This window comes from Sphingomonas pseudosanguinis (genome assembly GCF_014196255.1).
In the GTDB taxonomy this organism is placed as follows: domain Bacteria; phylum Pseudomonadota; class Alphaproteobacteria; order Sphingomonadales; family Sphingomonadaceae; genus Sphingomonas; species Sphingomonas pseudosanguinis.
In genome coordinates this window covers 53544-65824 of record NZ_JACIDH010000001.1, presented here as the reverse complement: position 1 = coordinate 65824, position 12281 = coordinate 53544, and the positions used below count along the sequence as shown (strand labels likewise).

14 protein-coding genes are annotated in these 12281 nt (G+C 68.5%); 12 read left to right on the top strand and 2 right to left on the bottom strand.

What is annotated here, in order from left to right; genetic code table 11:
* Nucleotides 1-11 precede the first annotated feature (11 nt).
* The 12 genes from GGR48_RS00280 to GGR48_RS00225 all read left to right on the top strand — a co-directional run bounded on the left by GGR48_RS00280 (nt 12) and on the right by GGR48_RS00225 (nt 10014).
* A complete protein-coding gene (locus GGR48_RS00280; RefSeq protein ID WP_183949706.1) occupies nt 12-446 on the top strand; it encodes a hypothetical protein in 435 nt (144 codons plus the stop codon).
* Between the two features lie 10 nt (nt 447-456).
* A complete protein-coding gene (locus GGR48_RS00275) occupies nt 457-2322 on the top strand; it encodes a flagellar hook-length control protein FliK (protein ID WP_183949704.1) in 1866 nt (621 codons plus the stop codon).
* Between the two features lie 10 nt (nt 2323-2332).
* Nucleotides 2333-3007 (top strand): flagellar basal body-associated FliL family protein, encoded by a 675-nt coding sequence (locus GGR48_RS00270; RefSeq protein WP_183949702.1) that lies wholly within the window; start codon nt 2333-2335, stop codon nt 3005-3007.
* Between the two features lie 3 nt (nt 3008-3010).
* On the top strand, nt 3011-3997 hold the full coding sequence (locus tag GGR48_RS00265; protein WP_183949701.1) for a flagellar motor switch protein FliM: 987 nt from the start codon (nt 3011-3013) through the stop codon (nt 3995-3997).
* On the top strand, nt 3994-4284 hold the full coding sequence (gene fliN, locus GGR48_RS00260) for a flagellar motor switch protein FliN (protein ID WP_007406148.1): 291 nt from the start codon (nt 3994-3996) through the stop codon (nt 4282-4284). The genes GGR48_RS00265 and fliN overlap by 4 nt, the downstream gene beginning before the upstream one ends.
* 7 nt (nt 4285-4291) lie before the next feature.
* Nucleotides 4292-4648 carry a flagellar biosynthetic protein FliO gene (locus GGR48_RS00255; protein WP_183949700.1) on the top strand — a complete coding sequence of 119 codons (357 nt, stop codon included), beginning with the start codon at nt 4292-4294 and terminating at the stop codon, nt 4646-4648.
* Complete coding sequence (fliP, locus tag GGR48_RS00250) at nt 4645-5526, top strand: flagellar type III secretion system pore protein FliP (protein ID WP_338110535.1); 882 nt, start codon at nt 4645-4647, stop codon at nt 5524-5526. The genes GGR48_RS00255 and fliP overlap by 4 nt, the downstream gene beginning before the upstream one ends.
* Before the next feature lie 316 nt (nt 5527-5842).
* Nucleotides 5843-6112 (top strand): flagellar biosynthesis protein FliQ, encoded by a 270-nt coding sequence (gene fliQ, locus GGR48_RS00245; protein ID WP_183949699.1) that lies wholly within the window; start codon nt 5843-5845, stop codon nt 6110-6112.
* Between the two features lie 19 nt (nt 6113-6131).
* Nucleotides 6132-6905: a flagellar biosynthetic protein FliR gene (fliR, locus tag GGR48_RS00240; protein WP_183949698.1), complete on the top strand. Its 774-nt coding sequence runs from the start codon at nt 6132-6134 to the stop codon at nt 6903-6905.
* Nucleotides 6905-8032 carry an EscU/YscU/HrcU family type III secretion system export apparatus switch protein gene (locus tag GGR48_RS00235; RefSeq protein ID WP_183949695.1) on the top strand — a complete coding sequence of 376 codons (1128 nt, stop codon included), beginning with the start codon at nt 6905-6907 and terminating at the stop codon, nt 8030-8032. Before fliR ends, GGR48_RS00235 begins: the two co-directional genes overlap by 1 nt.
* Nucleotides 8033-8108: 76 nt before the next feature.
* Nucleotides 8109-9593 carry a flagellar filament capping protein FliD gene (gene fliD / locus GGR48_RS00230; protein ID WP_183949693.1) on the top strand — a complete coding sequence of 495 codons (1485 nt, stop codon included), beginning with the start codon at nt 8109-8111 and terminating at the stop codon, nt 9591-9593.
* A gap of 1 nt (nt 9594) precedes the next feature.
* Nucleotides 9595-10014 carry a flagellar export chaperone FliS gene (locus tag GGR48_RS00225; RefSeq protein ID WP_183949691.1) on the top strand — a complete coding sequence of 140 codons (420 nt, stop codon included), beginning with the start codon at nt 9595-9597 and terminating at the stop codon, nt 10012-10014.
* Between the two features lie 410 nt (nt 10015-10424).
* Here GGR48_RS00225 and GGR48_RS00220 read toward each other — a convergent pair whose 3' ends face one another.
* Together GGR48_RS00220 and GGR48_RS00215 are read right to left on the bottom strand one after the other, a co-directional pair.
* Nucleotides 10425-11378: a zinc transporter ZntB gene (locus GGR48_RS00220; RefSeq protein WP_183949689.1), complete on the bottom strand. Its 954-nt coding sequence runs from the start codon at nt 11376-11378 to the stop codon at nt 10425-10427.
* Nucleotides 11375-12148: an NAD(P)-dependent oxidoreductase gene (locus tag GGR48_RS00215; RefSeq protein WP_183949687.1), complete on the bottom strand. Its 774-nt coding sequence runs from the start codon at nt 12146-12148 to the stop codon at nt 11375-11377. Before GGR48_RS00215 ends, GGR48_RS00220 begins: the two co-directional genes overlap by 4 nt.
* Between the last annotated feature and the right edge of the window lie 133 nt (nt 12149-12281).

The following is a 12281-nucleotide window of genomic DNA, read 5'->3' as shown; positions in this document are numbered from 1 at the left end:
GGGGGACATTCATGGCATCGCGACACGACAAGATGCTGACCCGGCTCCACCGGGTCCGCACCCTGCAACTCAACCTGACGATGGCGGAGGAAGCGCGCGCGCAGGAGCGCGTCGCGACCGAGCAGCAATTGTCGCACCGGATCGGCCAGCTGATCCAGGCGGTGTCGCCCACCCCGACGCCGTCGGCCTCGGCCGCGTCGCTGATGGCCAGCGCGCATTTCCGCCACCGGCTGATCGAGTCGGCCGATGCCGCCACCCGCCGTGTCGAGGTCGCCGAACAGCGCGCAGCGCATGCCGGCGAGCAGACCAAGGCCGCCAAGCGCGACCAGACCGCGGTCGAGAAGCTGATCGACCGCGCCCGCGTCGCCGCGATCCGTGCCGAGATGCGCGCGCTGGAGGATATGCCGGCCAGCGGCGGTCGCCGTAATCGGCACGATCCTTGCTGACAGACCTGTCATGATCTCCTCGCTCTCCTCGATGATCGCGCCCGGCGGCGCTGGTTTCCCCGGATCGCCGGCGACGCCCGGCGGCGGGGACGCGATGACCTCCGCCTTCGCGATGCTCTTCGCGCTGATGCCCGGCATGGCCGGCGAGCCCGCCCCCGCAACCGGTGAGGCCAAGGCGAAGGGCGATGGCGACGCCGGGAAGGACGGCAGCACCGCCGAAGACGACGGCAAGGACTTGCCGAGCGACGCCATCCTCTTGCCGTCGATGCCGCTCATGCCCTTCGCGCTGCCGCCGGTCGTGGACACGCCCCTGGCGGCGACCACGACGCTGCGCGCCAGCACCGGCTCGCCCGCCCCGATCGCCAGCCTGCTCGCCGCGATGCCCGGCCTGCCGCCGGTCGATAGGGGCGTGCGTGGCGCGACCGATCCCACCAAGCCGCCCCCCAGCCTGATCGCGGCGATGCCTGGCCTGCCGCCGGTCGATATGGGTGTCCGTGGCGCGACCGATCCCGTCAAGTCGTCCGCCAGCCTGGTCGCGGCGACGACAGAGCTGCCGCCGATGAACGCCGGGACATTCGATGACGTCCCGGCCATGCGTCCGGACCCAGGTTCGGCCCAACCCGTTGCCGGATCGTCCCCTCAGATCGGGGTCGCGTCCGATACCGGCCCCGCGCTGACCACCGCGTCGCCGGACGCCCAGGCACGGCCCGACTCCGGGATCGAAACCGCGCCGTCCATGCCGGGCGTTCGTACCACTCTACGATCGGAACTGGGTGACGGCATCGTCCTGCCCGCCGGAATGGAGGCGGTTGACGCGACGCCGCTCTCGTCGTTGACGCGCGTCGCGGCGAAATCTGCTGGCCCGGGTGCTATCAATAATAGCGCAGCCCCGATCCGCGCAGACATCGCATCGCCGGTGTCCCTGCCGAGGATCGACGCGGCAACGCCCCATCCGCTCGAAGCGCCCGCTCCGATAGCGCCCGCTCCTGCGACGCCCGGCGCGCCGCATGACGATGGCAGCGCGCCGCCTTTGCCGGAGGCCTCGCTCCCGGCGGAGAATGTCGGCCGCGTTTCGGCAGCGCCGCCAATCGACCGCAGCGCCGATAGGCCGGCGCGGGTGACCGAGGCGATGACGGCCCCGGCGACTCCGACCGCCATGCCCGACCAGACACAGCCCCGGCCCGTGCTCCGCGCCGACCTGCCGGCCCGGTTCAGCATCGCCGCCACGCCGGCCGCCACGCCGCTTCCCGTCAACGCACCCGCGCTGACCATCCAGCCGGGCCAGACCGCCCCCGCGATGCAGCTGTTCGCAGGGCTGATGCGCGCGGGCCAGCAGGACGAGAGCGATCCCTTGCGGGATCGCACCAAGACCACCGGCCCCTTGACGATCGATGCCGCCGGGCTGGTCGCGGCACCGGTGATGGCCCCGGTCGCCGCGCCCACCGGGCCGGACCGCGCGCCGCTCGACATGACGCAGGCGCATTGGCCGCAGGCGATGATCGAACGCATCGACCGGATGCGCGAGGATGCCGCCACCGCCGATTCGCGTATCCAGCTTTCGCCCGACGCGCTGGGTGGCATCGCGGTCGCGATTCGGCGCGAGGACGGCGCGACTCATATCCACTTCACCGCCGAACAGGCGCAGACCGCGACCCTGCTCGCCGAGGCGCGGCCGACGCTGGCGCAGCTCGCCGAGGACAAGGGCATGCGGCTGGGCCAGACCGCGGTCGATCTCGGCCAGTCGGGCGGCGGCGAGCGCCAGGCGCCGCAGCGCCAGCCCGAACCCGTCATTCCGGCGCGCCCCGCCTTCGCGGGCACGCCCTCCGGCACCGAAACCGGCGACCAGCCGGCCGGCGCCACCACCCGAATTGCGTGAGGATTGAGAGATGAGCGACGAGAAGGACGAAAAGGCGCCCAAGAAAAAGGGCAAGCTGGTCAAGATCCTGGCGATGGTGGTCGGCGTGCTCGTCCTGCTGGGCGGCGGCGTCGGCGCCGGGCTGTACGCGGCCAATTCGGGGCTGATCGGGGGCGGTGGCCATGACAAGGGCCATGAGGCCGAAGCCGAGCATGCCGGCCCCAAGCTGGTGCCCAAATCCGAACAGAAGCGCGCCGGCGAAGGCGGCGAGGGCGAGGGTGAAGGCGGCCATGGCGGCGGCGGCGAAGGCGGCGGTCACGGCGAAGAGGGTGGCGAGGCCAAAAAGAATGTCGGCATGCCCACCCCCATCGGCGATGGCGGCGAACGCTATGCCTCTAATTATTATGAGCTGCCCAAGGACTTCACCTCGAACCTGCGCGACTCGGTGCATGTCATCCAGGTCGGCCTGGCGGTTTCCACCCCCTATGACGACACGGTCATCAACAATCTGAAGACCAACGACCTGGCGGTGCGCTCGTCGATCCTGATGACGCTGGGCGACGCCAATGAGGAGCAGGTGTTCAGCAGCGAGGGCAAGCGCGACCTGCAACGCAAGCTGGTGAACGCGATCAACGAGATTCTGCGTCAAAAAGAGGGATTCGGGGGTATCGCTAACGTCTACTTTACCAATTTCGTTGTTCAGTGAGGCATGGTTAACGCCACAGCCCGGATCGACGAACGCGAGCGTCATCGTCCCCAGACCGCCGATCACGGCGTGCTGGGCACGACCAAGCTCAATCCGTTCGGCGACCTGCACACGATGCAGCATCTGTCCGCGCGCCTCGCGCGGTCGTTGCGCGGGCTGTTCGAATCGCTTCTTCGTGAGGAACTGCGCTGCTGGGCCGAGCCTCTGGTGGTCCAGCGCTTCGCCGATTACCGGGCCGAGCGCGGCGATGGGCTGAGCGCCTGGCTGCCGATGACCATGGCGTCGGTCGGCGGCCCGGCGATCCAGGCCGATGCGCAGGCGCTGTGCGTGGTCGAGGGCGGCTTCATGCTGTCGCTGATCGACCTGTTCTTCGGCGGCGCCGGCCGCGCGCCCGATACGCTGCCCACCGAATTCTCGCCCGCCGTCGATGCCATGATCACCCAGCTGGGCGACATGATGGCCACGCCGCTGCGCCAGGCCTGGGAATCGCTGGCCCGGATCGAGTTCCAGCCCGGCGCGCCCGAAAGCTCGCCCGCGATGCTCGCCCGGATCGACGGCGAGGACGCGATGATCGTCACCCGCTTCGGCATCGCCGGGCAGGATCGCCGCCCGACCATGCTCGACATCCTCTATCCGGTCGCCGCCTTGAAGCCGCATGGCTCGGCGCTGACCGGCAAGGTCGTCGACAAGCAGGCCGAGGCCGATCCCACCTGGCGCGGCGACCTGACCCGCGCGGTGATGACGGTGCGCTTCCCGGTCCGCTCGGTGCTGGCCGAACCCGTCGTCTCGCTCAGCCGCCTGATGGAGCTGAAGACCGGCGACGTGATCCCGATCAGCTTCGGGCCGGAAGTGCCGGTGATGGTCGGCGGCGATCTGCTCGGCATGGGCACGGTCGGCACCGCCAATGGCCGCGCCGCCGTCCAGCTCACCTCGCTCGCCCGTTCGGCCGAAGGCCTGGCGCAGAGTTTCCACGAAGGACCCGTAGAATGAACGATATGGCCGGCGGATTCCCGGTCGACACCTCGGTTGCGGCCAATTTCCGGCTGCTCCAGGACGTCGACGTCAAGCTGACCGTCGAGATCGGTTCGACCCAGCTGTCGCTGCGCGAGCTGCTGGCGCTGTCCGAATCGAGCGTGATCGAACTGGACCGTCAGGCCAACGAGCTGCTCGACGTGCTGGTCAACGGCACGCTGATCGGGCGCGGTGAGGTGGTGACGGTCGGCGACCGCTTCGGCGTGCGCATGACCGAGCTGGTCAATCCCGACAAGCGCGGCTGATCCCACCATGCTCTGGTCCTATGTCCTGAAGCTGGTCATCCTGCTGCCGCTGATCTGCGGCCTGATGATCGGGTGCCTGTACCTGTGGCGGCGGCTGGAGACCCGGATGCCGGGTCGCCCCGCCACCAAGCTGATCCATGTGCGCGAGACGATGATGATCTCGCCCGGCCTGCGCCTGGCGGTCATCGAGTTCGAGGGGCGCAACCTGCTCGTCTCGGTCGGACGCAGCGGCGTCCAGCTGGTCGACAAGGTCGAGGGCAAGGCCGGCGCGCCCGTCCCCGCCGCTCCGGTCCCGCCGGTCCCGCCGCGCCGCACCGACTTCGTGTCGCGCTTCGCGCCCAAGCCGCCCCAGGGTGAGCTGTGAGCATCTCGGTCACCCGCCGGGGCACCGGCCCCGCGCTGATCCGCCCACGCCAAGACGCCGCGCCGAAGCGCAGCCTGAAGCCGCTGTGGATCATCCTGGCGCTCATCCTCGCCTTCATCATCGCGATGCCGGCCTTCGCCCAGGCCGCGCCCGCCGCCGCACCGGCGGCCGCGCCGGCCCCCGGCGTCGGCGACGCGGTCGACCGCGCGATCGGCCAGCTGGGTGGCGGCGGCAATGGCAGCAGCGGCTCGCTGAGCCTGTCGCTCCAGGTCCTGATCATCATGGGCCTGCTGACGATCCTGCCGGGCATCGTCCTGATGATGACCAGCTTCACCCGGATCGTCATCGTGCTGGCCATCCTGCGCCAGGCGCTGGGCCTGCAACAGACCCCGCCCAACCAGGTGCTGATCGGGCTGGCCATGTTCCTGTCCTTCTTCATCATGTCGCCGACGATCAGCCAGATGAACGCCAACGCCATCCAGCCCTATGCCGAGGGTCGCCTGCCGGGCACCGAGATGATCAAGGCCGCCGGCGCGCCGCTCCACGCCTTCATGGCCAAGCAGACGCGGGTGAAGGACGTGACGATGTTCGCGCAGATGGCCAAGTCCGGCCCCTATGCCAGCCCCAACGACATTCCCTATTCGGTGCTGCTGCCCGCCTTCGTCACCTCGGAGCTGAAGACCGCGTTCCAGATCGGCTTCCTGATCTTCCTGCCCTTCATCGTCATCGACCTGGTGGTCGCCACCGTGCTGATGGCGCTGGGCATGATGATGCTATCGCCCTCGATCATATCCCTGCCGTTCAAGCTGCTGCTGTTCGTGCTGGTCGACGGATGGGCGCTGACCATGGGCAGCCTGGCGAACAGTTTCGCGACGTAGCGGGTGAGCCGATGTCCCGCCGGCAAAGCCTTCCTCCCCTGCAAGGGGAGGTGGCAGGCCGAAGGCCTGACGGAGGGGTGTCACCGCCCGTGGTGACGGACCTTCCTCACAGACGGTGACACCCCTCCACCATGCTTCGCATGGTCCCCCTCCCCTTACAGGGGAGGAATAACGGGAAGTCGACGCAGCCCATACTGGCACTTCGATGGCGCATCGGCAGGTCTTCGTTAACCATTCTCGCGGCATAATCCGTTCAGCCTGAGCGAAGTCGAAGGCCACGGGAAAACCTCACCCACACGGGACCAAAGACCGCATCATGGACGCCCAATATTTCCTGACGCTGGCCAATCAGAGCATGTGGGTGCTGGCGCTCGCCGCCACGCCGATCCTGTTGCCCGTGCTGGTCTCGGGCCTGGTCATCGGCATGATCCAGGCCGCGACCTCGATCAACGAACAGACCCTGTCCTTCGTGCCGAAGCTGATCGTCGTCGCCGTCTCGATCCTGATCTTCGGCGGCCTGATCGTCGGACTGCTCAGCGACTTCATGGTCAGCATGTTCGAGCGCATTCCGGATCTGGTCAAGTGACGGTCCGGGTGCAGTAACCATGCTCGGCTTCGGCCTTTCGATCGAGCCACAGGCCTGGGCGATCCTGTTCATCATGATCCGGATCGGGGCGGCGTTCATCACCGCGCCCGTGTTCGGCGCGGTGGCGATCCCCCTGCCCGTGCGTGTCAGCCTGGCGGGCGCCATCGCCTTCCTGGTCAACTCGGTCCATCCGGTCGTGCCGCCGCCGGTCATCTTCTCGCTGCCCACCATCATGTCGGTCGCGGCCGAGGCGATCGTCGGCCTGGCGCTCGGCCTGATCCTGCAGGTCGCCTTCACCGCGCCGCTCGTCGCCAGCGAGCTGATCGGCGGGTCGATGGGGCTGAGCTTCGCCACGACGATCGATCCGCTCAACGGCCGCTCGACCCAGGCGCTGGGCCAGTTCTTCACCGTCATGCTGACGCTGTTGTTCCTGTCGGTCGACGGGCACCTGATCCTGGTCGACACGATCGTCAAAAGCTATGAGGCGCTGCCGCCCGGTCAGGCCTGGATGGCCCCGGCGCAGTTCCGCGCGATCGCGCTGTTCGGCAGCTATGCCTTTCTCGCCGGGCTGCTGCTCGCGCTGCCGGTCGGTTTCCTGCTGCTCAGCCTGAACCTCGTCATGGGGATGATGAGCCGCGCCGCGCCCTCGCTCAACCTCTTCTCGGTGGGCATGCCCGCCGCGCTGGCGATCGGTGTCATCACCATCGCCGTCGCCTTCCCCGCCATGGGTGATTACATGCTGGTGATCATCCGCGAGGCGCTGTCCGCCACCGAAAATCTGGTGATGGGCTGATGTCGGAGGGCGGCGAGAAAACAGAAGCCCCAACCCAAAAGCGCCGCGACAAAGCGCGCGAGGATGGGCAGATCCTGCGCAGCAAGGATCTGGCGGCGGCGCTGGTGATGATGGCGGGTATCGCCTGGCTGATGTTCGCCGGCCCCACCCTGCTCGGCGCGTGCAAGGCGGTGATGGCGACCAGCTTCCAGTTCACCCATGCCGATGTCGAGGATTTCGAGCCGTTCCGCCCGCTTCTGGAGGCGGGGTGGAAGGTCATCCCCTCGCTCGCCTCATTGTTCGCGGTTACCATCGTCGCGACCATCGCGTCGCAGGCGGGGCTGGGCTCGCTGCAGTTCAACCCCAAGGCGGTGGCACCCAAACCGTCCAAGCTGAACCCCGCCTCGGGCCTGAAGCGCATCTTCGGGATGCAGGGCTGGACCGAGCTGGGCAAGTCGCTGCTGAAGGTCGTGCTGCTCGGCGCGATCGGCGGCTATCTGCTGTGGTCGTCGTCGCACGCCACGCTGGGGCTGGCGCAGTCGGACCTGAACGGCGCGATCGGCTATCTGGGCGGCACCTTCATCACCATCCTGCTGGTGATGGGCTTCGGCCTGGTGCTGATCGCCGGGTTCGACGTGCCGATCCAGATCGTCCAGCTGATGTCCAAGCTGAAGATGACCAAGCAGGAGGTCAAGGACGAGCACAAGGAAAGCGAAGGCAATCCCGAGGCCAAGGCGCATATGCGCGCCAAGCAGCGCGAGATGTCGCACCGCGCGGTGCGCGCGGCGGTGCAGGAGGCGCATGTCATCCTGACCAACCCGACCCATTTCGCGGTCGCGCTACGCTATGATCGCGGGCGGGACGAGGTGCCGGTGGTCGTCGCCAAGGGGCGCGGCGCGACCGCGCTGGCCATTCGCGAACTGGCCGGCGAGTTCGCGACGCCGATCCTGGAATATCCGCAGCTCGCCCGCGCGCTCTATTATACCAGCCGCGAGGGCCAGGAGGTGCGCGCCGACCTGTATCAGGCGATCGCCGTCGTCCTCGCCTTCGTCTTCGGCCTCAATGCGGGCGCGGGCGGCACCGCGCAGCCGTCGGTCGAGGTGCCGACGACCGCACGCTTCGACGAAAACGGCGTCGCACAGCCATGATCGCCGGTGCCCGAACCCCTAAAGTCCGGCGCCGTACGGCCGTTAAGCAAGACAAGCGCGCGCCGGAGTATCGTCGATGACCACCGTTTCCTCGAGCACATCGTCCCCGACACCGACGCCGACGAGCAGCACGTCGACCTCGAAGACGGGCAACGGCACGCAGGCCGCGACCAAGACCGCCGCGCAGCAGCTGTTCAACTCGCTCCAAACGGGCTCGGGCATCGACCTCTCCACCGTCGTCCCCTCGCTGATCGAGGCGCAGTTCGCCGCCAAGACCGCCGCGCTGAAGGCGAAGGCGGACACGCTGACCGCGCAGATTTCGGTCGTGTCGTCGATCAAGAGCGCGATCACCGACTTCTCCGCGGCGCTCGCCTCGCTGGCCAGCGGCGGCACGCTCGCGACCCAGGCGACCAGCTCCGATCCCTCGACGCTGAGCGTGACGACGGCCGCCGGCGCCAAGCTGGCGGGCATGTCCAAGTCGATCAGCATCAACGCGCTGGCCAGCGCGCAGGTCTCCTCGACCAAGGACGCCTATTCCAAGACCGCGTCGCTGGGCACGGGCAGCCTGTCGATCAAGGTCGGGTCGAAGGACGCGGTGTCGGTGTCGTTCGGCGCGGACGATTCGACGCCCGATCAGCTCGCCGCCAAGATCAACGCCGCCAATACCGGGATCAAGGCGTCGGTCATCACCGATGCCAGCGGCAACGCCTTCCTGTCCTTCACGGGCGCCAGCGGCAAGGACAACAGCTTCACCATCACCGCGACCGAAGGCGATACGGCGGGTCTGGCCCGGCTGAACGTCGGCAGCGGCGCGAGCGGCACCGTCACCTCGTCGAGCGCGGCCAATGCCAGCATCACGATGGACGGCGTCACTGTCGAGCGCGCGAGCAACACCGTCAACGACCTGGTGCCCGGCGTGACCATGACCCTGTCGGCGGTGTCGACCAAGCCGCTGTCGCTGACCGGCACCGCGCCCACCGCGGCGCTGAGCACCGTGGTTGCCAATTTCGTGTCGACCTTCAACGACAATATGAGCGCGCTGAACAAGGCGATCGATCCGATCACCGGCGAACTGCGCAGCGACCCCGCCGCACGCTCGCTGGCGCAGACGATGCGCACGCTGACCACCACCAAGCTGGTGCCCGGCGACGATGTCGATCTGGGGCCCAAGACGCTGGCCGATCTGGGCGTGAAGACCGAAAAGGACGGCACGCTCAGCATTGATCAGACGCGACTTGCCAAGACGCTGTCGGACTTTCCGGGTTCGGTCGAGAAGATGTTCCAGGCCAGCGGCGACAATCTGATCGGCCTGTCGGCGCGAATGAACAGCGTCCAGCTGTCAGCGACCAGCAGCGTCTATGGCCTGACCGCGTCGTACAACAATCTCAACGAAGCGCAAAAGGACCTGTCGGACCAGCAAAGCCGGCTGTCCGACAATCGCGACCGGGCAAGCGACGCGCTGACCGCGCGCTTCTCGGCAATGAACAACCGCGTCTCGGCGTATAAATCGGTGCAGAGCTTCATGGACCAGCAGGTCAAGATGTGGACGAAGAGCAGCTGACATGACCTATGCGTCCGCCTTTCTCACCGATCCCGCCGCCGTCTATCGCCAGATCGACGTGGTCGGCCGCACCGCGATGGCCGACGGCCCCGCGTTGGTGCAGCTGCTCTACGAGGAACTGATCGCGGCCTTGCGCTCGGCCGCCTGGGCGACCGAACATGGCCAGCTCGCGCGCAAGAGCGAGCGCGTGACCCGGGCCACCGCCATCCTGTTCGCGCTGGAAGCCGGCCTCGACTTCGACAATGGCGGCGAGATGTCGATCACCTTTGCCAAGCTCTATGCCGGGGCGCGCAAGCAGATCGTCGACGGCTCGCTGGGCCAGGACGCCAATGTCTTCCGCGCGGTCGCCGCCAACATGGTCGAGATCGCCGAGGCCTGGGAAACGGTCCGCAAGATGAACGCGGGCAAGGCCGGGAACTGAGTTTCGGGCTGACAATACCCCATCCCCGTTCACGCTGAGCGAAGTCGAAGCGCACGCCCCCGCGCTGCGCGACGAAACCCCGTCCCGTGGCCTTCGACTTCGCTCAGGCTGAACGGTGCGGGGGAATAGGTCGGGGTGTCGAACCGAGCGTTGGCTCAACAACACCTCGGCCCCCGTTCACGCTGAGCGAAGTCGAAGCGCACGCCCCGCGCCGCGCCAAGAAACGCCATCCCGTGGCCTTCGACTTCGCTCAGGCTGAACGGCGCGGGGGGATAGGCCAGCGCGTCGAACCAAGCCCCGGCCACAACACCTTACCCCCGTTCACGCTGAGCGAAGTCGAAGCGCACGCCCGGCGCCATCCCCCGACCTCCTGCTCAGGCTGGACCAGGCTCAGGAACCGCGCGCCCGGCTTACCGCCGGAACCAGTGCCGCTGGACGAAATAGATGACGATCCCTGCCGCGATCAGCGCGCAGGCGCCCAGGATCGCGTCGAACGCCCAGGGTTCGTCGGCATAGGGCAGGTTCTTGACGTTCATCCCGTACAGCCCGGTAATGAAGGTCAGCGGCAGGAACACCATCGCCACGATCGAGATCAGCAGCGCGCGATTGTCGATCTGCTCGGCGCGCATGTCGGTGAGCGTTTCGTGGATCAGCGCAGCGCGCTCGCGGATCGACTCCAGCTCTTCGGCCATGCGCGCGGCGCGGTCGGCGGCGGCGGACAGATGCAGCCGGTCGTCATCGGCCAGCCAGTCGCCGGGCAGCGCCGCCAGCTTTTCCAGCGCCGCACGCTGCGGGCTGAGGAAGCGGCGATAGCCGATCGCGGCAACGCGCACCCGGCTGACGGTCCGGCGCAGTTGGAATACGCGGTGTTCGTCCAGCTGCTCCTCGCAGGTGTCGAGGTCGTCGCCCAGGCTGGCGACATCGGGGTCGAGATCGCTGGTGATCGCGGTGGCGAAGGCGGTGATCAGGTCGCCCGGATCGGCGACCGTGCCGCTCTCCACCTCCCGGCGCACCGTATCGACCGCCAGCAGCGGGCGGCGCGTCACCGAATAGACGCGGCCCTTGACCGCCCAGATGCGCACCGAGGCGAGCATGTCCGACCCGTCGAGCGGCTGGCTGCTGCGCCCGCGCATGTTGAGGAACGCCCCCTCGCCCACCGCCTCGCAACGCGGTCGCGTCTCGGCGGCGGTCAGCGCGTCGACGACATAATCGGGCAGATGCGCGGAATCATGCAGCCAGGCCTGCGCATCGGCATTGTTGGTCTCCAGATGCACCCAGACCAGCCGCGCCTCGACCGACACGGCGTCGCGCACGCCGATCGCCTCGGCATGGCCCTGATCGATGCGATAGGCGAACCCGGTCATGCGCGCGCCGCCATCGACAGATCGACAACCTGCCCCTCGCTCGCATCGGCGGGCAGCATGTCGCTTTCGATCCGCACCGCATCGGCACGCGCGCGGTCGAGGATGGCGGGCGGTACGTCGGCGCGGTGATAGACCCGGTCGGCGGCGGCGAGCGCGCGTGCCTGACGCAGCGTCAGGTCGTCGGGGTCGGTCGAGGTCAGCACGAACGCCTCGACCCGTGCCGCCGGGCGGTCGGCGCTGGCCAGCCAGCCCTCCACATCGGTCTCGCCCGCCAGCGGATCGAGCGCGCCGCCGGGCGACAGCGCCGCACCGATCGCGCGCCGCCGTTCGGCCCCGTCGGGAAAGCGCGCGCGCAAGGTCGAACGGGCGGCAAACAGCCCCTCGGCCAGCGCGCCGAGGCCGGCGGGCAGCAGCGTCTCCAGCCGCTGGCGAAGTGCCGCCGCGAGGCCCGCCGACACGCCGCCCGTCCCGATCGCGACGATCACCGGCCCGCGCTCGACGATGGCGGGCAGGGTGAAGTCGCACGCCGCCGGGCGGTCGACCGCGTTGACCAGTATCCCGCGCGCCTTCAGCCGGGCAATGGCGGCTTGCGCCGCGTCCTCATCCTCGATCGCGACGATGGCGAGGGTGGCGGCGGCGTCCTCGCCGACGACCCGCGCCCCGGCGCGGTCGAGCAGACGCCGCTTGGCCTCGGCCGGCTCCCCCTCGCCCAGCAGGATGACCGGGCGGCCACCCAGCCGGACGAACAGGGGCAGGCTGTTAAGACTCACCTATTCCTCCCTGAGCTTGCTCGGGGAGGGGGACCGCGGCCGAAGGCCGTGGTGGAGGGGCATGACCGGTCCGTCCTGCCCCTCCACCATCGCTGGCGCGATGGTCCCCCTCCCCAAGCACAGCTTGGGGAGG